The 24,600-nt window shown below is 58.4% G+C and carries 18 protein-coding genes; 3 read left to right on the plus strand and 15 right to left on the minus strand.

Features of this window, described 5'->3' with window-relative positions; translation table 11 throughout:
• Positions 1 to 13 precede the first annotated feature (13 nt).
• From tssE to ACK41V_RS12075, 15 genes are all read right to left on the minus strand, one after another.
• Positions 14 to 538, minus strand: a complete 525-nt coding sequence (tssE, locus tag ACK41V_RS12005) for a type VI secretion system baseplate subunit TssE (RefSeq protein WP_409782515.1) — start codon at positions 536 to 538, stop codon at positions 14 to 16.
• A gap of 12 nt (positions 539 to 550) precedes the next feature.
• Positions 551 to 1,336 (minus strand): type VI secretion system accessory protein TagJ, encoded by a 786-nt coding sequence (locus ACK41V_RS12010; RefSeq protein ID WP_409782518.1) that lies wholly within the window; start codon positions 1,334 to 1,336, stop codon positions 551 to 553.
• 352 nt (positions 1,337 to 1,688) lie between these two features.
• The gene (gene tssC / locus ACK41V_RS12015) at positions 1,689 to 3,185 is read right to left on the minus strand and encodes a type VI secretion system contractile sheath large subunit (protein WP_409782521.1); all 1,497 of its coding nucleotides are present in this window, start codon (positions 3,183 to 3,185) and stop codon (positions 1,689 to 1,691) included.
• Between the two features lie 26 nt (positions 3,186 to 3,211).
• The gene (tssB, locus tag ACK41V_RS12020; protein ID WP_409782524.1) at positions 3,212 to 3,760 is read right to left on the minus strand and encodes a type VI secretion system contractile sheath small subunit; all 549 of its coding nucleotides are present in this window, start codon (positions 3,758 to 3,760) and stop codon (positions 3,212 to 3,214) included.
• Between the two features lie 322 nt (positions 3,761 to 4,082).
• A complete protein-coding gene (gene tssA / locus ACK41V_RS12025; protein WP_409782527.1) occupies positions 4,083 to 5,081 on the minus strand; it encodes a type VI secretion system protein TssA in 999 nt (332 codons plus the stop codon).
• 18 nt (positions 5,082 to 5,099) lie between these two features.
• On the minus strand, positions 5,100 to 5,861 hold the full coding sequence (gene tagF / locus ACK41V_RS12030; RefSeq protein WP_409782530.1) for a type VI secretion system-associated protein TagF: 762 nt from the start codon (positions 5,859 to 5,861) through the stop codon (positions 5,100 to 5,102).
• A complete protein-coding gene (gene tssM, locus ACK41V_RS12035; RefSeq protein WP_409782533.1) occupies positions 5,843 to 9,475 on the minus strand; it encodes a type VI secretion system membrane subunit TssM in 3,633 nt (1,210 codons plus the stop codon). The genes tagF and tssM overlap by 19 nt, the downstream gene beginning before the upstream one ends.
• 2 nt (positions 9,476 to 9,477) lie before the next feature.
• Positions 9,478 to 10,740 (minus strand): DotU family type VI secretion system protein, encoded by a 1,263-nt coding sequence (locus ACK41V_RS12040; RefSeq protein WP_409782558.1) that lies wholly within the window; start codon positions 10,738 to 10,740, stop codon positions 9,478 to 9,480.
• A gap of 84 nt (positions 10,741 to 10,824) precedes the next feature.
• On the minus strand, positions 10,825 to 12,159 hold the full coding sequence (tssK, locus tag ACK41V_RS12045; protein WP_409782561.1) for a type VI secretion system baseplate subunit TssK: 1,335 nt from the start codon (positions 12,157 to 12,159) through the stop codon (positions 10,825 to 10,827).
• Positions 12,160 to 12,163: 4 nt separating this feature from the next.
• On the minus strand, positions 12,164 to 12,733 hold the full coding sequence (gene tssJ, locus ACK41V_RS12050) for a type VI secretion system lipoprotein TssJ (protein ID WP_409782536.1): 570 nt from the start codon (positions 12,731 to 12,733) through the stop codon (positions 12,164 to 12,166).
• Positions 12,734 to 12,751: 18 nt separating this feature from the next.
• Positions 12,752 to 13,540 carry a PP2C family protein-serine/threonine phosphatase gene (locus tag ACK41V_RS12055; protein WP_409782539.1) on the minus strand — a complete coding sequence of 263 codons (789 nt, stop codon included), beginning with the start codon at positions 13,538 to 13,540 and terminating at the stop codon, positions 12,752 to 12,754.
• Positions 13,537 to 15,681 carry a type VI secretion system-associated FHA domain protein TagH gene (tagH, locus tag ACK41V_RS12060; protein WP_409782542.1) on the minus strand — a complete coding sequence of 715 codons (2,145 nt, stop codon included), beginning with the start codon at positions 15,679 to 15,681 and terminating at the stop codon, positions 13,537 to 13,539. Before tagH ends, ACK41V_RS12055 begins: the two co-directional genes overlap by 4 nt.
• Before the next feature lie 30 nt (positions 15,682 to 15,711).
• Positions 15,712 to 16,197: a TssQ family T6SS-associated lipoprotein gene (locus tag ACK41V_RS12065; protein WP_409782545.1), complete on the minus strand. Its 486-nt coding sequence runs from the start codon at positions 16,195 to 16,197 to the stop codon at positions 15,712 to 15,714.
• Complete coding sequence (locus ACK41V_RS12070) at positions 16,198 to 17,010, minus strand: PEGA domain-containing protein (RefSeq protein ID WP_409782547.1); 813 nt, start codon at positions 17,008 to 17,010, stop codon at positions 16,198 to 16,200.
• Positions 17,011 to 17,042: 32 nt separating this feature from the next.
• On the minus strand, positions 17,043 to 19,079 hold the full coding sequence (locus ACK41V_RS12075) for a protein kinase domain-containing protein (RefSeq protein ID WP_409782563.1): 2,037 nt from the start codon (positions 19,077 to 19,079) through the stop codon (positions 17,043 to 17,045).
• 765 nt (positions 19,080 to 19,844) lie between these two features.
• On the opposite strand from ACK41V_RS12075, the gene ACK41V_RS12080 reads away from it, so the two are divergent.
• From ACK41V_RS12080 to ACK41V_RS12090, 3 genes are all read left to right on the plus strand, one after another.
• Positions 19,845 to 20,327 carry an Hcp family type VI secretion system effector gene (locus ACK41V_RS12080; RefSeq protein ID WP_409782550.1) on the plus strand — a complete coding sequence of 161 codons (483 nt, stop codon included), beginning with the start codon at positions 19,845 to 19,847 and terminating at the stop codon, positions 20,325 to 20,327.
• A gap of 198 nt (positions 20,328 to 20,525) precedes the next feature.
• Positions 20,526 to 22,820: a type VI secretion system Vgr family protein gene (locus tag ACK41V_RS12085; RefSeq protein WP_409782553.1), complete on the plus strand. Its 2,295-nt coding sequence runs from the start codon at positions 20,526 to 20,528 to the stop codon at positions 22,818 to 22,820.
• 106 nt (positions 22,821 to 22,926) lie between these two features.
• On the plus strand, positions 22,927 to 24,600 hold a 1,674-nt coding region (locus ACK41V_RS12090; RefSeq protein WP_409782555.1), incomplete at its 3' end, for a DUF6531 domain-containing protein.

Consider the following 24,600-nt stretch of genomic DNA (forward strand, 5'->3'; position numbering starts at 1 on the left):
CGTGTTCTCACGGTCAATTTCTCAGGTCTGAAACCACGACCTGGCCTGTTTCGAGGTCCAGGCTGGTTTTGAGCAGTAACTCCAGCGGGTAGGGCATGGACCAAAACTGGCAACGAATCTCGAACTGCAGGGTGTTGTGGTGGTTCAGGGAGTCGAACGAGGGCAGCAAAGTGACGGCCAGGGTTTCCGGCAGGATGCGGGGCTCGAAGGCCAGGATGGCGCGGCTCACATGGGCTTCAACTTCCTTCCAGTCCAGGTCGGACAGAAGCTTGCCCGCCAGAGGGGTCATTCCGTAGTTCAGCGTCGACTGTTCTGCGTGCGCCAACCCCTCGAAATCAATGTGCCCCGAAGCGTTGCTAGCGTTCAACAGCCAGCCCAGATCGCGCAGCAAAGCTGCGCGCAGCCGCGACTCGGTGACATAGACGGCATCCGCCTGCTCGGTGCGTTTTGTCGGTTCGTGGTCGGTGAGTCGGTCGAGCAGCGCAGGCTGCAAACGGTCTTTTTCGGTGCCGGCCCCGCTCAGTCGCCTGGACAGCATGGTGCGGCTGCGTCAGATGTTGAAGGCAACCGTGCGCACGTCGAGCAGAGCGTGGTCGCCCTGTTCCGTGATCAGCACCTTCTGGCCTCGGCCTGTGACATGGTCGCCACCGATCTCTGACCACTCTGTGCGACGCGCCAAGCGCAGGCCATCATCGTCGTCTGCGTAGACGGGATACCGTGCGGGTACAACCCCTTGCAGCGTGCCTTCATTCACCAGCGTCAGTTCTGCAGGTTGCCACACCACATCGCGGAGATCCTGAGGCTTCTCCAATGCAATGCTGCGGATAGCCGAGAAGGGCACCCAGTAGTAGCACCCATTGGAATAGAGTTCGAAAACGGGCCCGAGGCGCGAGTCTGAATCGGAAAGCCATTCAAAAGGCTCTCCATTGATGGTGCCGGAGATCGCAGGAGCCATATCGAGTGCCTGGGTGCGTAGGTCGAGCGCTGCTTCTGGGGAAGTGCCTGTCTGCGCCTTCAGTGCGTCCACCATGTAGCTGAGCCATTCTGGTGGTTCCCCCACGACGAAGGGCGTGCGCCGCCCCTCAAACACCTCACTGCGCAAGAGTTCGCAGCGCATCGCTTCTCGATAGGCATGTGCCATGGGCATCGCCTTGGGGTCGAGCTGAGCACACACCTGCAACTGCGCGAGTGCCTTGTTCCAATCGCCCATCACGGCAAGCAGCTGAAAGTAGAAGGTGCGCAGAGATGCATTGGAGGGCTCTGCGCGAATCGCGTCTTTGACGTGACTTAGCTGTACGTCGAGGGATTCTTTCGAATCAAAAAAGGTGGTGCTCACTTGAAAACTCTTTGGTGTGCGTGTGACGCAATGTCGTGGCAAATGACTGGCAGCTGGTGAACGCGCGATGCACGTGGAAAGCAGTAGGTTAGAAGGCTGGGCGTTGCCAGGGAGAGCAACGTAGTTGCGCGCTGCACTGGCGGAATCCGAGAGTGATGATGCAGACAATCGGCCACGAGTCCCGGTTCAAGCCGGGTCTCGCGGTCAAATATGCTGCCAACGTTCGCGCGTGCAGCAGCGCCGCACCCCAGATAGATCCCTCGGCGGACTCAGTCGACCTGTGCTGCTGCCGGCAGATTGGGCGTCGTTCCGTTGCTGGATACATGCTCCAGCAACGGCTACCGGCGCACCACTAGTTGCCCGCTTCCTTCACGGATGGGAGCTTGGACACCAGCCGCAGCGATACGGTCAAGCCTTCCAGTTGATAGTGCGGACGCAGGAAAAACTTGGATGTGTAGTAGCCAGGGTTGCCTTCGACTTCGTTGACTTCTACCTCTGCAGCAGCCAATGGCTTGCGGGCTTTGGTTTCCTGCGACGAGTTCGACGGGTCCCCGTCCACGTAGTTCATGATCCAGTCGTTGAGCCAGCGCTCCATGTCGCTGCGCTCTTTGAAGGAACCAATTTTGTCGCGCACGATGCACTTGAGATAGTGAGCGAAGCGGCAGCAAGCAAACATGTACGGCAGTCTGGCCGACAGGTTGGCATTGGCCGTAGCGTCGGCATCGTAGTACTCAGCCGGTTTGTTCAGCGACTGTGCGCCAATGAATGCCGCAACATCCGAATTTTTGCGGTGGACCAACGGCATGAAGCCGTTCTTTGCCAGTTCTGCTTCGCGGCGGTCACTGATCGCGATTTCGGTGGGGCACTTCATGTCCACACCGCCGTCATCGGTGGGGAAGGTGTGAGCTGGCAGGTTCTCTACCGCACCGCCAGATTCCACGCCGCGGATGGAAGTGCACCAGCCGTAGTATTTGAATGACCGATTGATGTTCACGGCCATGGCATACGCCGAGTTGGACCAGCAGTATTTGCTGTGGTTGCCGTCAGAGGTTTCTTCCTCGAAATCAAATTCGTCAACGGGGTTCGTCTTGGCTCCATACGGCAGGCGTGCCAAGAATCGTGGCATGGCCAGTCCGATGTACTTGGAGTCGTCCGACTCTCTCAGGCTGCGCCAAGCAGCGTACTCGGTGTTGGTGAAAATCTTCGTGAGATCACGAGGGTTCGCTAGTTCTTGCCACGAATCCATTTGCATCAAAGCGGGTGATGCGCCTGAAATGAAGGGGCAATGCGCTGCAGCGGCGACTTTTGCCATCTCACCCAGAAGTTCGACGTCTGGTGGGCTGTGATCGAAGTGGTAGTCGCCGACCAGGCAACCAAACGGCTCGCCCCCGAACTGACCGTATTCTTCTTCATAGACCTTCTTGAAGATGGGGCTCTGATCCCAGCCGACACCTTTGTAGCGGCGCATGTTGCGATGCAGTTCCTTCTTGGAAATGTTCATCACACGGATCTTTAGCATCTCGTCCACTTCTGTATTGGTCACGAGATGCTGGAGGCCGCGCCAAGCGCCTTCCAGTTTTTGGAACTCTGCGTGATGAATCACCAGATTCACTTGTTCTGAGAGTTTGCGGTCAATCTCGGCAATGATGGCTTGCACCGTTTGGTAGGCGTCATTGGAAATCGTCGCTACAGATGCCAGCGCCTGCTGTGCCAAGGTTTGTACGGCAGCTTCCACTGCGTCGCGGGCCTGGTCCGTCTTGGGCTTGAACTCCTTGTTCAACAACGCTGCGAAGTCGTGCCCCTCCAGGGACTGGGCCGCAGAGGATTCGGTGATGGGTAGTGCGCTCATGGGTAATTTCCGTTCGCTTGGCTGCCTCAGGCGGCGTCGTTTTGAACCGAGCCCTCGATAGGCTCTGTGGTGGGCTTGGCGCTGGTGGCCAGGGACTTGAGCAGCGCGGGGTCTTGGAGCACTTTTCGGATCAGCTCTTCGGCGCCTTGTTTGCCATCCATGTATGACAACAGGTTGTGCAGCTGTGTACGAGCCTCCAACAGGGTGTTCAGCGGACCGATGTTCCGTGCCACGGCTGCAGGGGAGAAATCGTCCATGCTCTCAAACGTGAGATCCACGCTGAGATAGCCTTCACCAGTCAAGGTGTTGGGAACAAGGAACGATGCGCGCGGCTTGATCGACTTCATGCGCGCATCGAAATTGTCGATGTCAATATCGAGGAACTTGCGGTCAGCAATTTCGGGCAAGTTCTCCAGGGGCTTGCCCGACAGGTCTGCCATCACCCCCATCACGAAGGGAATATGGACCTTCTTCTCTGATCCATAAATTTCGACGTCGTACTCAATCTGTACACGAGGCGCCCGGTTTCTGGCGATGAACTTTTGACCGCTTTTCCCCACCTTGGTGATTGACATGTTTACCTCTTAAGTTATCTGGATCTAAAAATCGAAAAACCGCGTGGACCTGCGACGGGACCCGGCAGGCGCGCATTGCTTCAAATACTTACAAAAATTTGCGGATCCACAACAGTCCGATGCAACTCGAACACAACGTTTTGAAGACTCACGAACCACTTCCTCATAAAAGGATGTGAACGGCAGTTGCCCCATCAACAGATTTCGCTTCAGCGCCCGGTTACAAGCGAAACGTTTGAGTACTTCGCGTACGTTCCGACCGACTGGCTTGCGTATTTCAGTATCCAAGTCTCGGATGAAGTGACTGTTACAGTTCGTAGATTCATTGGGACGGTTCTGATTGCGTTCCCGTGATGACTTCGATCTGTTGCAGGCTCTGTGGAGCCAACTCCCGCAAGATGTCGAGAAAGCCCATGCGCATCAATCTGGCTGATCTTCGGATGAGTAGTGATGCCGGATTGGTCGGCTCCGTAGATTCGAGAAACTCGGCGATCTTTACCAACTGTTGGATGGCGTCATCCCTGGTCTTGATCTCCAACACTGTTGCTGTCGGTATTTGTATGCCGGAGTGAGGGGCTTGTCCCTCCGCGACAGGTGTTTCGGCGGCGAGAGTGGTTTTGGGCAGGAGGTCATTCAAAAGTCCTACCAATGACTGGATATTTCCCAGATCAGGTTGCTGGTGGCTGGGCAGGTTGTTTGTGCAAATTTGGGCGAGCTTTTGGAGCGATGCCTTGGCTTGCGGCACTGCGGACAAGGAAGGGGCCGCCCGTTTGGTGGCATCTTCAATTCCTAGCCGCAGTTGTTCAACCGTGAGTTGCGGATTGGACTCGGCGCGCTGACCCCGCGCCAGAACTTCTGCGTCGCGGACCGTGAAGATTCCAAAAGTAGATCTCACAAACTCTGTTTGCCGGAACTCCCGCAGCAGTCCTGCAACGTCATTCAAGATCGAGACCGCATTCATGCGCATGAAGTAGTCATCGTCTTCGGGAAGGGGGTGCACGTGCTCCCAGTGCTGCTCCAACAAAGAGGCCATGAGCCCCAATCCGCGGGCCAAGCCAGCGAATCCATGGGTGTTGGTCCAGGAACGGCACAGCAGACCTGCAATGCGCATGTCCTTGCTTAGTTTCAGCAGTTGCGAAGCGCTCTTTTCCACGGCTTGCCAGTCAGGATCCTCTGCGGGAATGATGGTGTCGCCGTATTGCTGTTCCAGTTTTCCGCGGGCCGCCTGTTCCAAGGCGAGGAACTCGGGGGCATACGTCATTTCCGGCCCGCAAGGGGGGCTTGACGGAACTTCGCGCAAGAGTTCGTCGATATCTGTCATAGGGTGTGAGATTTCGGGTTACGAATGGGACGGCTGTGGCGTGGGTGTTTGCGGCTGCTTCATGAACAGTTGCACAAACAGGGAACGGTCCAGTACACCGTGATGCAACTGTTCTTGGTAGCCCAGGCGCGGCGTAGGGGTTGTCCACCAAAGGCTTTGCTCGCTGGATCTGCTCACCCTGTGTCGCCACTCTCCGACAGGCAGTTGCACTCTTGCGTTGGGCGCTTGGTGTGCTGACGAGGCTTCGCTCAGATCGGACAGGATGACGTCAATCAATGAAGGCGCCCCTGCGATCGCCTCCCTCGTGTCGAACGGGTTCGGCAGATGGTTGATGCGCTGGTCAAGCTCTTCTGCGGACAGCGTCAAGCGTCTCGCCTCCACGATCGCAGCGCGTGCCCCGGCGAGAAATTCCCTCAAGCGCTCATCATCAGCCAGCAGGCTATCGGCGCGGAAAGCGGTTGCCATGACCGTGAGTGGGTAGTAGCGCCCCACGCGGTCCATGCTCGGAGCAAGCGCGCCAATCACTGCAGTTCCGGTGACCGCGGCGGGAGCCACAAAGAACCACAGGGGGGCGTTCACGAATTTCTCGGACCAGTCGTTTCCGTTCAACGCCCGAAACTCATCCATTCCAGATCTCAACCATGCGTCCCATTCGGCGGTCAATGCGTGCGGCATCCTGCGACCCACAAAGTCCCCCAGGCTCGGCAACTTGCCGAACCAGGCGACGGTGCCTTGTGGTTGCACACCACGGGTTTCATGGATTAGAGGTTGTTCGGGCATTCGAACTCCTCCATCGCTTTGAGTCGGAACGGATTGAAGACACTGCTGGTCGTGACTTCAAACCGCACCCTGCGTCCGTCTACATTGAAGATTGCCGTGAATTTCTCGGGGGCGTTGCCGGGCAGAATTTGGGCCCGGTCAAAGAGGCGGTGCAAAGCCCAAGGTCCTTCAGTGACCAGTCCGGAGTTCTCAGCGCCCGTTGCTGTGATCTGCAGACGCACCTGACCCGTTCCGCGCGTGCCCGGCCAGTTCACCGACTTCGGGATCTGAGGCCCGTGCTGATACCGCAGAACATCTCCGTCAACGTCCAGCACCATCTGCGAGATGGATGCGTCCATTTCGATCGGTTTGATGTCCAAGCGAATGCCGGGTGCTTTGCCGCCCGATCGGAAGAACACATCGCGAATGGTGGCGGCTTTCTGAAACGAAGCGAGTGACGCAGAACCACCCACAGGGGTTCCGTCAACGCCTTGCTTGAACGTCCAGGTTGCCGTGGAGATATCGACCATCGGCTGAAGCGTGCTGCGGAAGAACTCGTCCATGGTCCCGCCCATCGCGAACAGTTTGGAGAAGTCGTCGGCGGTGACATCTCGCCCGGCACTGCGGGTAAATGGATACCGGCCCAGGATGGCACGGCGGCAAAAATCCCCAATGGTGGCATTGAGGTTCCCGCCGATGGTGCTCCGCACATCGCGCCCGACCATGGTGGAGGTGGCTTCGGCCAAGTCTCCATACATGACATTGAGTGGCGGCGGAAGCCGCTTGGCCTCAGCGCGCACCCTTTCCAGCGTCGATGAGAGCGTCGGCGGCACCGTCCCGCCAGACTTCACTTGCTGCCGCGCTGCGGCAATCACGGCAGACGCCTCGTTGAGAACCTGCAGGCTTTGCGTCAAAGGCGTTGGGCCAGACCCATTGCTGGTCGCCAGCCGTCGATACTCGCGAAAGCGGAAGTCCACGATGTCTGCTTCAAGAGTGCCGCTGGACGTCAGCCCTCCCACATTGACCTGTTTCCCGGTCAGGCGGCTGAGTTGGTTTTGCTCTTCTCGAATGCGATTGAGCTTCTCTCCCAGCCAACTGCTGGTGCTGGCGCCGTTCCCGCCTTCGGCGTCGGGACGACGTGCCAGCGTCGTTTCTCTGGATACGGCGCGGACGAACTGCTCCAGGCTGGAATTGGCGGACGAGTACAAGCGCGCTTGTTCGCCAGCTTGGTCCAGAGACCCGATGCGGGTAGGACGCACATCCGCCAGATAGTCCTCCCAAAGCTTTGCATACTCCATCAGGTACAAACGTTTGACCTCGTTCGCTATCTGGCCGGTCAAAAGCTCCTGCGCAGTGCTGCGTCTGCCGTCAGACTGCCCGATCACCCATCCCTCTTCTTTGGACAGCAAGGTGGTGACTTTGGGAAGTTCGTGCAAAAAGACCCCGTGATATCCGTCATACGTAAAAAGTCCGGATATTCCTTGTGTCAAGGGGCGCCCGCTGCGCCGACTGAACACTTGTGGGGCTTCAGGGCCGCTAGCGCGCACGACGGAGAAGTCGGCGGGTAAATTGTTGCCTGTAGACAATAGCTGCTTGAGGCGGCTGTATGCGCGCTGGGCGGGCGACATCTGCGCCAAGCGCTGACGAACTTCTGCGACCAGTACGTTGTCGATGGGGGTGGTTGCAAGTACCACGCGCTCGTCCATAAGACGATCCAGGTGGTGAGACAGTCGCTCACTGACACCCGCCTGTACCAGTTCAGTCGTTAGGCTTGCGTCCCATTCGTGGCGGATCCACGCCTTCACCGTGCGCGCGTCAAACCGGTCCGCGTCATGGACCATCAGGTACGCTTTCAAGGCCTCGTAGCTGGCTTCTGGATTGTTGGTTGATGTTTGTTGGAGAGAGCGCCGTAGTTGTTTCACGATGCCGGGCAACCAGGCATCCTCCAGCAAACGCAAGTAGGTGTTGTCAGCAGCCGTTTGCACCTTGGGAACCTGCAACAAGCCCCAGCGCCAGCTCACGGGAGCAGACCCTGTGTATTGGTCGCTGATGGCCAGGGACTCTGCATGGTCCAGCAAAGGAAGCAGTGCCACCAAGTTCTCTGGATCGGCAGACTTCGCCTCATCCACCGCATGGCGAAGTATGTCCACGCTGGCCTTGACCTCGCCCAAATAGGCCAGGTTATTGCTATTGCTGACGCTCCAGGCGAGGGCTGCTCCGGTCAGTGCCAGGACCAATCCAATCAAGCCGCCCGCCTGCAGCAGTCTGAGTTGACGTTCCTTCTTCGCGTTGCGACCGGTTAGCCCAGCTTCATTGAACATCACCCCTTTGAAGAGGGTTTCAATAAAAAAGCTCTTGCCTTGCTGTCCTCCGCCCGCTGTGGTGGCGCTGGTGATGGAGAAACGGCGTCTGAGCGCGGAAAGTACCCGATCAAACGGCATGCCTTCCTGGGTGCCGCTGGTGAAATAGACACCCCGGAAGAGCGGCTTTTCCTTGAATCGCGATGAGGAGAAGGCCTCTTCCAAGGTCTGGTTCACTACTTCACGAAGGCCTACGAACTGCTGGGGGAGTGCGTAAATCAATCCACGTCGGGCCAGATCAGGCTCGGCAAGCAGGCGTTGCGGTAGCAAGCGGTTGATCTGTGTGCTGAGTGCGTCGAACTCTGCGGTGAACTTCGCGGTTGGGTCGATGTGGGAGGCGGATTCCTTGTATGCCTGCGTAAAACCCCAGACCTGCGATCGTTCTTCGCGGGTCATTTGTCCAAAGAATTCGTTGAACCCAGCCAACAGATCGGTCTTTGTAATCACTACATAAACCGGAAACTTGATGGCCAGCTCATCACACAACTCTCCCAGCCGCATTCCGATGGTTTTGGCGAGTCGCGCGCGCTCTACATCATTGCTGCTCAGCAACTCCTGAACGCTGAGCGTGACGATGACCCCATTGATGGGTTGCCGCCCCCGAAAGCGCTTTAGCAACTGCAGGAATCCAGACCATGCCGCTTTGTCCTGAACCGCGTCGCTTTCCTGTGTGGTGTAGCGTCCAGCGGTGTCAAGCAGTACCGCCTGATCCGTGAACCACCAATCGCAGTTGCGTGTTCCACCCACGCCCCGTATCGAGCCTTTGCCAAATTGTTCTGCTAATGGAAAGTTCAACCCTGAATTGACCAGAGCGGTCGTCTTCCCGGACCCTGGAGACCCGATGATGAGATACCAAGGAAGTTGGTAGACGTAGCGCTTCGTGAATCGACTGAACAGGCCGCTTTCTGTTTCGCCAAACCTTGTCTTGGCCAAAACGTCAACAGCCTCTTTAAAGCGTCCTTCCAGTTCTGCCACTTCTTCGTGTCCGGGCGACAGATCTTGAGGTCCATCACGTCCCGCCGTGAACCGTGCAAGCTGACCCAGTAGCTTGTCGTTCATCCGTTTGGCACGCCACCATTGCAAAAGCAGCTTGATGAACCAAGCGACAAACAGGAGAGTGATTAGCGCCCAGCGTACGCTTTCACTCTCCAGTGGCTGGTAAGGCTTGATGTAGACGAGGGGGCCAATGAACCAGATCACCAGACTCAAAAAGATCAAGCCACAGAACGCCAAGGTGTGACGATTGAACAGCAGCGCTGCCAGTTTTCTCAGCATGCTCATTTCCTAACGCTCTCGCTACGGGCGGCGTTGTCGCCAACGGCCTGTAGTTCGTTGTCACGCACCTGGGGCGCTACCAAAAGAATAATTTCAACGCGACGATTTCTCGCCTTGCCTTCGCTGGTGGCGTTCGATGCCACAGGGTCCGCCTCGCCTCGACCCTCCGCACGGACTCGCGTGCTGTCTCGCACCGTGCGGACGAGCATCTCGGAGACTGATTGAGCACGCTCTTGGGAAAGGTGCCAGTTGGATGGAAAACGGGCGGTGCGTATAGGCGATGTGTCTGTGTAGCCGTACACCACGACCCTTCCAGGAACTTCGTTCAAGGCAATGGCCACGCGCTCGATAACTTGCACATAACGGGGCTTGACGTTGGTGGATGCAGGGTCGAACAAGCCGTCGCCTCGCAAAATGATGGTGCTGCGGTCTGCCTGGTCAATGACTTCTACCAAGCCTTCCCTGATTTCGGGCTCCAGAAACTGGCGTAGCCGGGGTTTGTCAACGGCCGTGACGGCCGCAATGGCTTTGGGGAAGCGGATGGAGTTGATGGCGGCAAACAATGCGTCAGATTGGGCAGCCAGCCGATAGTTAAACCAGAGAAACAAGAGGAAAGCCAAAAGCAATGCCAGCGCAGTGGCTACCCACAAGGGAACCATCGTCCAGGGAGGCGCTGCTTTGCGTTCTTCTCCCTTCCAGCGTATCGACAGTGCACTGCTGCGGTCGCCGCGTGTACTTTCAATCAATGAGAGCAGTCGTGCCTTCAACGTTTCCAGTTGGCTGCGGCCGTTTTCAATCACCCGGTAGCGGCCTTCAAAGCCAAGCATCAGACAAAAATACATAAGCTCGATCAGGTCGATGTGCTGATGTGGTGTTTGAACCAATTTCGCAAGCAACTGAAAGAACTTCTCACCGCCCCATGTCTCGTTGTGCAACGCAACCAGCAAACTGAATTTTGGCCATACCCCAGATCCGCCCCAGGGCGTTTGCGCAGCGGCTTCGTCCACCACTGTGCAAAGGCAGTAACGCGCCCCAATCACGGTTTCGATGGGAACGCCAGCCACACCGGCGCCGCGCTCAAACTCGCGAATGTTTGCGAGAAGCAAGCGTTGAAAGCCCTCGGGGTCGGAGTTGGACGCCATGGCTCGAATCTGCGGTATCAGATTCAGAAGCGCATTGGCAGATGCGACCAGTGGATTTCCGCCACTGACCACGTCGGGCAGATCTGTTCGAGCAGCTGCAGGGGGGGGCATTGATGTATCCATCAGGCCTGAGGTCCCGCCAACCGCATCTCCGCCTGAACTCGCAGCGAAGAGGTTGTCCGTCATTTGCATTGTCATAGACATTTCTTATCTGCGAATCGCCCAGAACTCCAGTTGCAATTCTGGAAACTCGCCAGAGACGTGCATGGCCAACCCCCCTGAGCTGTTCAACTGGCGCCACAGGTCGTGGGTCGTGTCCACTTCGAAATACGAGTAACCAGCGTGGTACGGAATCTCGCGTGGAGCGACAGAAAGCGAGCGCAAGATAACGCCAGGGAGGTGCAGGTTGACAAGGTCGCGGATTTTCTCGACGGGCCCCAGCTTTGTTTGTGTGGGAAAGTGAGTGCGCAGAAACTCAACCGTGGTCTGGGCGTGCACCGCGAGAACAAAGTCGCATGTGGTGAGTAGTTCGGTCGACGGGATCAACGCTACGCGCACACCGTACTGGCGCTCCTGAAGCTCGATCTGGATGGCATTCTGCTCAAGGACCGAGGACAGGCCACGACGAAGTTCCAACATCAGTGGCGGAAAGCAACTGCGCAGATCATCATGGTCATAGGCGGGCAGTGGGGCGGGACGACGTTGCTCTCGGGTGAACGTGGCAAGCTCTCCAGCCATTTTGAGAAGATCATCAAACAAGCGCTCCGGGTGGATGGTGCGGACTCTGACCCAGTGCTCTACCGCGGACTCCCAGCGGTTGATAAATTGCAGCATCAGAAAGTCTCCGACTTCGCCGACACCGCCCCGGCCTGGCTGTATCAGACGATCCTCCAATGCCGCCCCGCGTTGCTTCAAAAGACCGTGTAGTTCGCGGCAGAACGCAAACAAGGCCGAAGTTTCGGAGTTGTTTACTACGGTCGGTATAAATGACTTGTCGAGAAGGACTGATCCATCGGACTTGCGTTCGACCACATGGGCGACTGGGAGCGCCACCCATCCCTCCGACAGATCCCGCGTGGCCCGCAAGCTGAAGCGGGCCTTGCCAAGTTGCACTTCAGCGGGCTGGGCGCCGACATCGTTCACATCGGACACCTCCATGATTTCTGTCTGGTAGCGTGTCATCCCACCGCCCAGTTCGCTCAGCGTGACCTCTGCACCACTGCGCCGACGCAAGGGAAGCGAGAGATATACGAGGGAGTCCTTGATCTCTTTGCCAACGTCCAGTGGTGGCGGTGCATCGTCCACTTGCGGTATCTGGAACGGCGTTCCGTCCGGCATAACTCCGTGTGCCGAGATCAGTGCGATTTTGCCGAGAGCCAACATCTGCGTATCCAGCGTGAGTTCCGAGAATCCCCAGTAGAAAGGCTGCGCTGGCAGGCTGCGCCCTTGCACGAGAAAATCGATGTATCGCTCTTGTTGCTGAAAGTGTTGTGGGCGCAAAAACATGCCCTCTGCCCACACCACTTTTCTTTGCCAGACCATGGTTCTACCTTGAAGTGATTTGATGTTGAACGCGGACTGCATCGCGCGAAACTGTGACCAAGTAGTGCACAGGTTTGAGTCGCTCGGTCTGGCCGAGGCCCCACCATCGGCGACGCATTTCTACAGAATTGGGGGCGTCCACGGAGGCCCGCCACGTGCTGCGCTCCAGGTCTCGGTAGCCTGCGAAAAAGCCAAATGCACGCACGTCAGGATTGCCCTTGCGCTCAATAACCCGCCGCTCGCCTGGCGCGATCAAAAACTCTTCTCGACGCACAAAATCGCCCCCAAGCTGGCTTTCGTCCTTGTCCTGGAGATCAAAGAAGCTCGAACGCTCGAAGGTTGCTGGTGCACGAAGTTCGTAGATGCGCAGCAAGATGGGTTTCGGCAGACCGTCAATGTCCGGGTTCAGGCTGCGCTCAGCGATGATCTCGATGATTGCCGAGGGGACGGCAGTAGGTGCTTCCGCCGGGCGGTTGAGCGTATTCACCACACCGCAAGCCGAAAGTGCAGATACGGCAATGGCGATGGGAACAGATCGGAGAACGGCTCGCCGCAATTTTTTGTCGATGATCACAGCAATAGTCCTTGAATTTCAGGTGACAGCAGGGTTGGCAGAAACCCAGACAGCGAATGCACTGAGGTTGTCTTGATGGGGACGGCTTTGTGCATTCACGGCGCTCGCCATGTTCTGCAGCCATACGTCCGGACGATCTGATGCGTGAAGCGCGTCTTCCATCGCGGATTCGTGCAGGTTCTCCCACAGGCCGTCAGAACACAGCAAAAATGCATCGCCCTCCAGCAACTCCATGGATTCGGGTAGCACAGTAGGGGGGACCTGAGACTCAGCACCCACCGCGCCCGCCAGCACACTGCGATTGGGAATCGACCGTGGATCGCTGTTGGCATACATGCCAGCGTGCAATAGTTGCTGCACCACGCTGTGGTCTTCGGTCATGCGGTGGACCTTGCCGCTGCGAAACCAGTACAGCCGCGAGTCGCCCCAATGCGCCCACAGTGCGCGGCCAGTAATTGGCTCAATGCAGAGCAGTACGACCGTAGCGCTCATGTGCATGCGTGAAGTGGAGGTGGGTTGTTCCTCTGAGACCGTGTGCTCGGCTCGAAAAATCAGGGAGGCCAGGCTGGCGGGGGCGAACATAGGGTTCTCTCTGTAGCCGCCCAGCACCGCATCTACAGTCAGCCGCGCTGCCAGAGCGCCGTTTCCATGCCCCCCAGCGCCGTCTGCCAACGTGCAGCAGAATCCCTTCTGGCCGAGATCGATCATGCCGAGGTAGTCCTCATTGGACGCACGGCCACCCTTTTCTGTGATGGCGGAAACCATGAGTTGAAGCCGATGTGCCTCACCGGCGATGTGCGCGATCACAGGTTCTCCTCAGCGGCTTGTGCGGCATTCTCATAGGCCTCAACAAACGTTTTCCCGGAGAACGCCATCAAGTCATCCTCAGCGTGGCGGCGAATGGACTCGTACCGTTGCTGGTAGTCGTCCCACAATGCCGCCTTGCGGTGTAGCGCCGATACTTTTGTCAGGAAACCTGCCGACTTGGACGCACTCTTCTCCAGTTCGGCAGGGCTCAGGCGTGCAGTCGCTTCCGCATAAGCTGCACGAATTCCGGCCATTAGTGCAATCTGGTGTACCGCGAGGTCGTTGTAGGCCTCCTGCATTGCCGGCACGGGTTTCATGAACCCCGGAAATGTCTGTCCGGTCAACTGCAGCATCACCCCTTCTGCAGTCGGTAAGAATTTCAAAGGGTTGTTTGCTCCTGACGCAATGATCGTGACGTCCGCTCGGAACTCGCGTTTGATTTCAGATCGTGCAGACAGCAGATCAATAGACCCTTGCACGGCGATGCGTATAGCTTCGCCAAAGGTCCGCATGAATTCTGGTGTGATGGAGAGGGCGACCCTCTCCGGCGCTATCCCTGCCCCGTCAAGAAAAGCTTTGGCCAGTGCCTGCGCGCACTGCCGAGTGTCATTTCGGTCTGAAAGGTTCTCTGCCGCAATGGTGTTGGCCACTGGAGCATGGCAATCGGTGGTGGCTGTGGGGCGCTCTATCTCTGTAGCGTTGCCCCCCTTAACTCGGTCCGTAGGCGGCGCAGGTTGGGTAAGGCGTCCGTCTTGTTGGCTTGTGTTGTCGCTGAGACTTTCGCTCTGCGGGATGGGAGATAGGGGCGGCGTTGCTTCACATCCGGAAGCTTTGTCCACATACCTCTCCAGAATCGAGAGGTCTGGAGTGACGCTGGCCACAGCACCTCCAAATAGGCCCAAATCCAGACCTTGCGTGGGCTGTAGCCCTGCCGCAAAGGCCGGCTCTGTTGTTTTGGACTCTTGTGGCTCATGCGGATGTTGAAGATTCCCCGGGTCCGTATGTAATCCGCTCCGGACTTCTCGTGGCATGCTGAAAACTTGCGTGAGATCGGATCCCCGGGACATGCCGTGGTCTGCGGTTTCGGCGTAAATGGCCTCCCCCGGTTCGCGAAATAGCTTGAGGGGGTTGAGTTCCACGCTGGGATCCAGCTGCTTCGGAAGACCCGCATGCGCAGCGTTGTCCATTTCACCGGCGAATTGGCTCGTCTTGGGCAAAGACTGCAGCAGTTCATCATGTTTAAGTTGTGCGACTTCTGCCAGGCTTTTGGCAACCAGATCGCCGCTCCAGGCGTCGCGGCTGGCTGACACGTCTTTGGGGTCCGCCGCGAACGGATCGAAGTCGTCTGGGATCACCATGGCGCGGTGTTCGGATGGTTGCAATCGCAACGATCTGGCCGCTGGCGCGCTCTGCTCGAAGGGGTTGTCGATGACTCCGTGCGTTGGCGTTGAAGTGGTAGTAGCGTCTGAGTCCAATCTCTCGGCGGTCGTCTTGGTATCAATCGCCTGGTGCGCCGCGGAAGGCGGTTGGTTGGGTGTCTCTACCCGGCCGAGTATTGCAAATGGGTTGTCTGAAGGCGGGCGATCATCGCGTCCGCGCTCGTTCTGGGAACGTATGCCTGCAAGTTCAGGGAGATATGACTCTTCGCCAACGATGGATGGAATATCTGCCCAAGGGTTAGGCAGCGAGGCAAGGTTGAGCGCCGTCGTGCTTGTTTGCAGCGTGGCGTTCAGTGCTGTTGGCATGGGCTGAGATGGCAAACTGGTGGCAGTCGTGCTCACTGTTGCCGCATTTTGGGTAGGAGCTTCGCGGCGGACCTCCCCCGGAAGGCTGGCTTTGAGTTGGTAGGGGCCAATGCCAATCTCGGCGCCGGGCAGCAGGGGAACCTCTTGCCCTGATAAAACTTCGAGTCCGCCCACCAGCACGGATCGGCGCTCACACAAGTTCGCGATATAGGCGCGATCAGAGTCCAGGCGCACCATGGCATGGACCCGTGCAACAGCCGCATCTGCGTCAGGTAGCACCAATTTGTTCTGACCGGCGCGCCCAATGGTGCCTCCGGCCATGCCAAATACCGCAGACCAGAGGCGGTCAATCGGCACTCCAGTTTGGTGTGTGACCACCAGTTCAATCTTGTCCATCAGATTCGCGCTCAGTATTCGTCTAGCAAGTCAGGGTGCTTTGCGTATCGTGCGTTTGTTGCGCGCTGAGTTCCGGGCGTTGTTGAACTCGCGCCCCCAGACCGGGTGGCCTTTCTCAGCTTCGGTGAGTTGAAATGTTGGGTCTTGTTCGAGAGCCAAGTCGAACTGCTGGCGACATGGGCGCGTGCGACCCAGGGCGCAGTGACCGAATGCCATGAACTTTCGGGCCTTGATCTGTGACGTCAGTGACAGTTCCGGGGCATCGGCCAAGGGGGTGAGCTTGGATATGGCATCTTCAAACTGACCTTCTGCATAGGTATTGAGGGCCTCGGTGAGTAGCGCCTCTTTCTGCGCACGCGGATCTATGGGGGCGACGGGCGTAGCAGGTGGCTCAGACACAACAGGTTGTACCGTTTCCACCTTTGCTGGAGGTGCGTCCGGAGTGGATTGGCATGCCGCTGCGAGTAGACAGGCACAGCCAACAAGCAGGAAGTTCAAAAAGCGGGTATTCATCATTTATCTCGCATCAAAGTCATGGGTAATCGTGATCGTCTGGTCGTTGTCGACCTTCAGTGTTTTGCGCACTGTTTCAAAGCCGGGGTTAGTCAGATCAATCGTGTGAGAACCTACTGGCAGCTTCATCTCCGTGAGGGGGGGGGTCACTCCCAATCGCTTGCCGTTGAGATTGACGTTTGCCCATGGCGAAACACGCAGCTGGATGTTGTGGTCCGAGCGTGGTCTCGCCCCCAAAGTGGCTGAAGACGGTGCCCCATTCGACATTTGGAGATAGCCCGTTGATGGCAATAGCGGGGTGATCGCAGTAATCACCGTGCTATTCAGCGAGAAGCTATGCGGGTTTGCATCTGCGTTGCGTTGGTTGCCTGCGGAGCTGTGCAGCGGCCGTGTGCACCTCAACCCCCGCTTTCCTTGCGCTTTCAGGTAGGCCTCGCGCCAGGGGGTGCCCTGCAATTCGTATTCTTCGAGTGCGAAAGATGGCCTGGCTTCGAACGCGGCATCAAAGGCCGCATCGCACCGGGCCCATTCCTTGTTGGTACAGTACACAAACGCGAGGTACCTGTGGGCGGTGGATCGTTCGCGACGGTCTGGCAAACCGGAGAACAAAGATGCCTGCAGAGCCTTCTCCGCCATGTCCAACCTGCGAGAGTCATAGAGCGAGATGCCCTGGCCCAGCAATTGACGGCCTGAGGCCGAGTCCGCCCCTCGCATGTCTGAACTCGCAGATTCATCGCAATCGGTTGACGCAAATGCAGCGCCAGCACAGGCCCATAGGCAAAGCGCAACCCGGCGCAGCAAAGCGTTCATTGACATGGCAGCAAGACTTCAGAGAGTGGTGGAAAAAGTTATTCGAACTGATGGCTCAGTACCACCGGTTCACCCTTTTTTACCTGTACGGTTTTGACCACCGGCGCTGCGGCTGGGTTACTCACTTCGATGCGATGGGTTCCTTCGGGAAGCTCGACTTGTGTGAGCGGAGGGGTCGTTCCCATAGCATTGCCGTTCACAGAAATCCGGCCCCATGGACTGACCCGAAGCACCACGCGCCCAACATCACCAACGGGCTTGGCAGTTACCGCTACCTTTACGCCAGAAGTTGAATCTGCTGCACTTGGCGCAGCCCCAGGGGCGGTGGAAACATCCGTTTTTGGTACTGATTCAGGCGCTTGGGGGCGTTCTGGGGGGGGCGGCGCTACCGCGATGACCACAGGCTCGGCAGTCGCTTCGACCGGCGTTGTACGCGACGGGGCTTCTACGGCCTCCAGCCGATTGATCAATTCAAACGCTTCGCTACGGTACTTACCCGTCGGCTGTGCCGCTAGGTAGGCGTCCAGTGCCGCAGCCGTTCCAACGGCCTTTGACTCTCTCCATTGCTGCTCATCCACAATGGCCGACGAAGCCGCACTTTGCGAAGAAGAATCTTTGCCACCCCACCACAAAGCCATCGTGGTCACTGCAACTGCGGCGAGACCGATGGCAATCCAGCGCATCGACGCAGAGTTGCTGCCAAGTCCCGCTTTTTTTTCTGTGGACTGAGGCGCAGTACTTTGGGGACTTTGTTTTGGCATCTCCGCCGCAAACTTAACTTCGGGGTGCGTGGTTCCATCGGTCGCGTTTCTTGCCAAGGGGACTGATTGCCGGACGGCAGGGATTGAAATGCCACGGGCGCCCAGCGATTCAGGTGGCTCCATGACGACGGTCTCGGTCGAGGCATGTGATGCGTCCGGATTGATGGGCGCAGACGCGATGCCGCGTCGGTCCTGTCGGGCATCGGGTTCGTCTGCCGCTCCGCCAGGTTGCGGTTTTCCGAATTGCCCCCAGTCGATATGGCCTTCAGCAGATGGGCCTGCCGGTTCGTCCGCGATTGTCGCTTCGGATGAGGCATGCGTTGTCATCAACCCGATTGTTGTTTGGGCGGGCAATAGATGAGCCGAGGCACTGACCATGCCAGGGGCTTCTGCATTGACCCATGGCGTGAAAATGGGGGAGGTGAAAGTCGTGATGCCCAGCAGTTCTTTGAGTTCTGCAATTGTCTGTGGCCGGTCCTGAGGCTTCACGGCAAGCGCGAGGTGGACACCTTGAAGGAACTGGGACGAATAGCCTGCATGGTTCGCAGGGGTCAATGCAGCCACGGGGTCGTTGATCATCCGAGCCACCGATGTCGCGGGGGGCTTGCCTGTGATCGCCAGGTACAGCATTGCGCCTATCTGATAGATATCTGTCCATGCGCCCTGGGGCATGGCGCCATCATCGACGTATTGTTCGATAGGCGCAAACCCAGGTTTGAGCACCATCGTCAACGCCTGCGTCATGTCGCCGATGATTCGCCGCGCCGCGCCAAAGTCCAGCAGCACGGGCATGCCGGAGTTCTGCAAAAAAACGTTGTCGGGCGCAATATCCCGGTGATAACAATCAGCTGCGTGAAGCATCTCGACCACATCGAGAACGGGGCTCACGATGGCCGAGAGCATGCGCTGATTCATGCGGTCATGTTGTGCGCTGAGGAACGCACGAAACGTCTGTCCTTCGTAGTGACGCATCACCATGTAGGCAGTTCCGTTGAACTCGAAGAACCGGTACACATGGACCAAGGCGGGGTGCGAAAACTTTGCCAGCAAGCGCGCTTCGTTGATAAAGCTGCGCAATCCAGCATCAAAGGCACCGCGGTGCTGAGAGCGCACATGGATTTCATTGGAGGACTTGCGACCCGCCAAGGTGGCCGGCATGTATTCCTTGATCGCAACGATCCGATCGAGGCTGATATCGCGCGCTCTGTAAACGATGCCGAACCCCCCTTCGCCAATCACGTCGAGCAGCCGGTATTCACCAATATGAACACCGGGCTCTAAGCAGTTGGCAGAACCCCCGACAGTTTCAATCATCACGCGACGCCCTCATTTTTCATTCTTGAATATCAACCTGGCTCAACCTGTGGGCCGTGGCGGCATGCGGTGCAAAGCCGATGGGTGCGCTTGCAGGCAAGTGCGGAGGCACCGCACGGTTCATGTAACGACCAACACAAGTTCTTCGATATACCGATGTGTCATCGGTGATATGCAAGACAAGCCTTACAAGTTGCCGCCATCTCTCGTAAAAAGAGTACTAAGCATTCACATCAACTCGAACCATATGGCCACCCTGATGCGGGGCCGTTAGGAGCGAGCCTTCGTAGACAGGTCATCCGTCTTTTGAAAGCGATCGTCTCTTCTAACGCGTCAACTGGTCTGCTGATCGCGGGCGAGTCTACCGTGGAGAAATTGCAAGAGAGGTCGCAAAACACACACTTTTAGCGCGAAGAAACACACTGTTTCTAATGTTGCGGAGGTCGGCTTATTTGCTGTCACTTGAAACCCCCTTTTCTGAAATGCGCCCGTATCATGCGCCCGCAAACAAGCTTGCGAGGGAGGGGATTTCAAGCAAGCAACGGGTAATTCCGTCAAAGAAATGCCGTGTATCAAGTGCGGGTGGCTCATGCGAATCAGTGGATTCAAATTGGGCTCCAACGCGTTTTTTCGCGGGTGATTTCGTACTCCTCTCTGGGCAGATCTTCTGTGAAGGCCTAACGCCTTTGCGGAAATTTAGAGCGCGAGCGCGCTGCCGTCGGTGGTGATTGCTTCGCATTTTTTGAACCAAGGAGAGGTACCCGAATGACAGTTGCAATTTTTATGAAGGTTGAAGGCGCCAGCGGTGAGTCGAAAGACGCGGCGCACAAGGACTGGACCGATGTCGAGTCCTTCACCTGGGGGGTCACCCAGCCGCACTCGATGGCGTCTGGTGGTGGTGCAGGCGCTGGCAAGGCCGATTTCCAGAACCTGAACATCGTTGCCAACATCGACAAGTGCTACCCCGCAGTGCTCAAGCATTGCGCTACCGGTAAGCACTTGGGTCAAGTGGAAATTTCGATGTGCAAGGCCGGTGGCACGCAGATCGAGTTCGGCAAGATCACGCTGACTGACGTCATGGTGACGAACGTCACCGTGAGTGGCACCAGCTCTGGTGACACAGTGGTTGTGAACTACGCTTTCCAGGCGGCCAAGGTCAAGACCGAGTACTCCGAGCAAACCAGCCAGGGTGGCAAGGGCGCTACCAGCCAGATGGGCTTCAGCATCAAGGAAAACAAGGAAGCCTGATCGGCTTTGCTTTTGGTTGCGTCCACACCGTGAGCGCAACCCAAGAGCCGTGTCTTTGGACGCGGCTCTTTTTTTGTGTTCGCCTTGCGAGGTGGTGATGCATGTGCTTCGCTGCCTCCGTACTGCGTGCACTGCTTGCCCGCCACAGCTGTCGGCCACGTTGCTGATCGCCTTACACCAGAGATTTCTTCATCTGCCATGACCCGTCGCGTCACTATCCAAACGCCCTTGGGCGAGCAATTGCAGTTTCGCAAACTCGATGGAACAGAAACGCTGAGCGAGCTGTTTTCCCTCGACGTTGACCTGGTCAGCCAGAGCAAGAGCGTCGACCCCAAAGCCCTGCTGGGCAAGGCGGCATCGGTGGTGGTGGAGACAGAAGGTCTTGGCAAACGCTACCTCAGCGGCCTCATCACCCACTTCGGAATGCAAGGGCAGGACCACCGCTGGGCCTCATACCGATTGCGCTTGAAGCCCTGGCTGTGGATGGCCACTCGCAAGACCGACTTCAAGATCTTCCAGCACATGACGGTGCCGGACATCATCATGGAGGTGCTGGGCAAATACGGCTTTCCTATTGAAAAGAAGCTCACCCGCTCATACCGCACCTGGGACTACTGCACCCAATATGGTGAAAGTGATTACCAGTTCGTAGCGCGCCTGCTGGAGCACGAAGGCGCGTACTACTACTTCACGCACAGCGCAGGCAGCCATACCCTGGTGCTGGCAGACGACATCGTGGGTTCACACAGCCCGCTGCCCGGCGGTAACGTCATTCCGTTTCATCCTCCCGGCAAGGCCGCCATTGCTGACAAAGAACACTTCCACGCATGGGAGTTGCTGCAGGAAGTGCAGCCCGGCAGGCACTACAACGACGATTACGATTTCAAGAAGCCCAGGGCTGACCTCTCCAACATGCGCCAGAACCCGCCCGGGCATGAGCATGACAAGTACGAGATCTACGAATGGCCCGGTGGCTACACCGAGTTTCCTGATGGCGAAACCTACGCCAAGCTGCGCCTGCAAGAACACCTGACCAAACAAAGTCGCGTGCTGGGGCGCGCCAATAAACGCAATCTGGCGCCTGGCTACACCATCAATCTGGAGAACTACCCGCGCGAAGACCAGAACCGCCAGTATCTGGTGCTCAGCGTGCACTACCACTTCGAAGAAAACCCCGAAGTGAGCAGCAGTCGTGGAGAGGGCGCAACCGCCACCAAGAACCCGCAGGAAGCAGGATCCATCCAGCAGTTTGAGATCCGCGCTCAGCCCACCAGCATCGAATATCGCCCTAAACGCAGCACCCCCAAACCCCGCACCCGTGGGCCACAGACCGCCGTCGTGGTTGGTCCACCGGGCGAAGAGATCTGGACCGATAAATATGGCCGTGTGAAGGTGCAGTTTCACTGGGACCGCATTGGCTCCATGGACGAGAACTCCAGCTGCTGGGTGCGCGTATCCACCAGCTGGGCGGGCCCCCAGTTTGGCGCCGTGTTCATCCCTCGCATTGGCATGGAAGTCATCATCGACCACATCAACGGTGACCCCGACTACCCCATCCTCACGGGCTGCGTCTACAACGCGGTCAACATGCCGCCTTGGACGTTGCCTGCCAACGCGACCCAAAGCGGCATCCTGACGCGCTCCAGCAAAGGCGGCGCCTCGGGTCCGGGCCTTAAGAAGGGCCCCGGCGACGCCAACGCGCTGCGCTTTGAAGACAAGGCAGGGCAAGAGCAACTGTGGATCCACGCGCAGAAGGACCAGCTGACCGAAGTCGAGAACGACGAAGAGAAGTGGGTGGGCCGGGATCGTGAAAAGACCATTGACCGGGACGAGACCAACACCATCCATCGTGACCGCACGGAGATAGTTGACCGCAATGAGAAGATCAACATCCACGGCTGGCGGACGGAGGAGGTTGATGGCGATGAGACGATCACGATTCATAGCAACCGGTCAGAGCGTGTTGACAACAATGAGAAGATCAGCATCGGTGACAACCGAGACGAAACCGTCAGTAAGAACGAGACGGTAAAGATCGGCCTCACCAGGCAGCACACCATCGGCATCATGTCTATGCTCAACGTCGGGCTGGTTCGCGTGATGAACATTGGCGTTGCCTACAGCCAGAACATCGGCATGATGATGTCCACCATCGTGGGCATGACACAGACCACCAAGGTCGGGCAAAGCCAGAAGACCACGGTGGGCAAGGATTACGTGCTGGAGGTCGGTGGTGGGGGCGGCGACGCTGGCTCTGCAGCTGCCGGTGCTGGGGCTGACCATATCGTTGCGCCTTCCGGCGGCAGTGCAGGCGGTGGTGGTGGCGATGCACCTAGCTGCATCAAGATCGATGCCAGCCAAATCTTCCTGGAGTCCAAGAAGATCCATCTCAACGCCAAGGAAGAGATTCTGCTGACGGTGGGCAGCAGCACTATCAAGCTCACCCCCGGCCAGATTGAAGTGCTTTCGCCTCTGGACAAGCTCAACTGCTAGGTCGGCATCGCGGACTGAATTTTTAGTCGCGCCGACATCGCGCGCATCGCGGCGCTCCTGCAAGCGCCAGCGTCTGAACAACAACATACTTGATTGAGGGAAGACCATGGGAAAAAAAGCTGCGCGGCTGGGAGACCTGACGGAATCCGGAGGGCCGATCATCCAGGGATCGCTGACAGTCCTCATCGGCTCCCAAGGCGGCATCGCCTGCTCCACCTGCCCCGGCGGTAAAACCATTGGCAGCCCCGTCAACCCCACCCTTGGCGCCAAAGTCCTGCTTGGCCCCGAAGACCTGGACTTTGCCCTGCCCGGCCCCATGCCCCTGGTCTGGCAACGCCAGTACAGCAGCTACATCAACGCAGAACACGGCGCAGACTGCGGCCTGCTGGGCTACGGCTGGAAGCTCCCCCACGAACTGAGCATCGAACTCCAGCCCACCCAGACCCTGCTGCGCGACGCCGGTGGCCGCGTCATCACCTTTGACGAACCCCTGCGCGCAGGCCAAACCCTGCACAGCGACAGCGAATCGCTCCTGCTGCTGCGCGGCGGCGGGGATGCACCCTACAGCAGCAGCGCCCCTGCCAACCAGGCCCAAGAGCTACTGCCTTGGATACACCAACAACGCTGGTCCCACGTCCCCGCAGCCGCCAAGGCAGACGCCAGCTACATCCTGGCAGCCACCCAGACCGGCCGCACCGTCTGGCTCTTCAAGGTCCAGCCCGAAGGCCCCTGCCGCCTCATCGGCCTCATCGACGCCTTTGGCCGCAGCCAGCAATACCACCACGACGAACACGGACGCCTGCAAGGCATCACCGACGGCGCAGGCCGCCGCTACGCCCTGCTGTACAACCAGCCAAGCACAGCGGCAGCGGCGTCAGCGACCACAACGCCCCCCGCCCAAGTCCCAGCCCCGCACGTCACGGGACTGAACCCCGACAGCGGCCTGCGCCTGCTCGGCGTGGACTGCGTTCACAACCCCCACGACAGCACCCAGGCAGGAACAGCCCCAGGCAAGGCCAACCCCATCCCGCTGGTGCGCTACCACTACAGCCCCTTGGGCGACCTCATCGCAGTGCACACCAGAGACGGCCAGCGCACCCGCCAGTTCAGCTACGACAGCGCCCACCGCATGGTCGGCCACCGCGTGCGCAGCGGCCCCCAGCACAGCTACCGCTACGAAGACGATCGCCCCGGCGCCCGCGTGGTCGAACACCACAACGAAGAAGGCCTGAGCTACACCTTCATCTACCAGGACGCGCTGCCCCAAGACCCCAAAGCCGCCAGCTGCACCACCGTGCGCGACAGCCTGGGGCGCACCACCCAATACCACCACGAAGGCCGAGGCGGCCTCAAACGCATCACCCGGCAAGTCAACCCCGACGGCAGCGAAGAACACTACCAATACGATGGCGCAGGCCGGCGCATCGCCGCCACCGACCCACTGGGGCGCACCACCCACTGGCGCTACGACGGCCAAGGCAACCTGCTGGGCGTGCAAGGGGCCGATGGCCGCAGCAGCCAACAACGCTGGGGCCTGCCCGGCACAGACGCCGACGGCCTGCTGCTGCAAAGCACCAGCACCAACGGCATCCACACCCACTACCAATACGACCCCTGGGGCCGCCTGCTGCAAACCACCGTGGTCGCTGGTGACCTGGCCACCAGCACCCGGCTTGAATACCTGCCCGAGCCACCCCACACCGCCGCCGCCCACATCACGTCCAATGCCCGCGCCTGGGTGGACCAACCCATTGCCCTCATCGACCCCCAGGGCGGACGC

Source organism: Acidovorax sp., assembly GCF_046291265.1.
GTDB lineage: Bacteria > Pseudomonadota > Gammaproteobacteria > Burkholderiales > Burkholderiaceae_C > Acidovorax.

Excerpts from the sequence above, each read along its gene's own strand:
- tssE (WP_409782515.1), bottom strand. The coding sequence starts at position 538 with ATGCTGTCCAGGCGACTGAGCGGGGCCGGCACCGAAAAAGACCGTTTG.
- tssC (WP_409782521.1), bottom strand. The coding sequence starts at position 3,185 with ATGAGCGCACTACCCATCACCGAATCCTCTGCGGCCCAGTCCCTGGAG.
- tssB (WP_409782524.1), bottom strand. The coding sequence starts at position 3,760 with ATGTCAATCACCAAGGTGGGGAAAAGCGGTCAAAAGTTCATCGCCAGA.
- tssA (WP_409782527.1), bottom strand. The coding sequence starts at position 5,081 with ATGACAGATATCGACGAACTCTTGCGCGAAGTTCCGTCAAGCCCCCCT.
- tagF (WP_409782530.1), bottom strand. The coding sequence starts at position 5,861 with ATGCCCGAACAACCTCTAATCCATGAAACCCGTGGTGTGCAACCACAA.
- tssM (WP_409782533.1), bottom strand. The coding sequence starts at position 9,475 with ATGCTGAGAAAACTGGCAGCGCTGCTGTTCAATCGTCACACCTTGGCG.
- ACK41V_RS12040 (WP_409782558.1), bottom strand. The coding sequence starts at position 10,740 with ATGGATACATCAATGCCCCCCCCTGCAGCTGCTCGAACAGATCTGCCC.
- tssK (WP_409782561.1), bottom strand. The coding sequence starts at position 12,159 with ATGGTCTGGCAAAGAAAAGTGGTGTGGGCAGAGGGCATGTTTTTGCGC.
- tagH (WP_409782542.1), bottom strand. The coding sequence starts at position 15,681 with ATGGACAAGATTGAACTGGTGGTCACACACCAAACTGGAGTGCCGATT.
- ACK41V_RS12065 (WP_409782545.1), bottom strand. The coding sequence starts at position 16,197 with ATGATGAATACCCGCTTTTTGAACTTCCTGCTTGTTGGCTGTGCCTGT.
- ACK41V_RS12070 (WP_409782547.1), bottom strand. The coding sequence starts at position 17,010 with ATGTCAATGAACGCTTTGCTGCGCCGGGTTGCGCTTTGCCTATGGGCC.
- ACK41V_RS12075 (WP_409782563.1), bottom strand. The coding sequence starts at position 19,079 with ATGATTGAAACTGTCGGGGGTTCTGCCAACTGCTTAGAGCCCGGTGTT.
- ACK41V_RS12080 (WP_409782550.1), top strand. The coding sequence starts at position 19,845 with ATGACAGTTGCAATTTTTATGAAGGTTGAAGGCGCCAGCGGTGAGTCG.
- ACK41V_RS12085 (WP_409782553.1), top strand. The coding sequence starts at position 20,526 with ATGACCCGTCGCGTCACTATCCAAACGCCCTTGGGCGAGCAATTGCAG.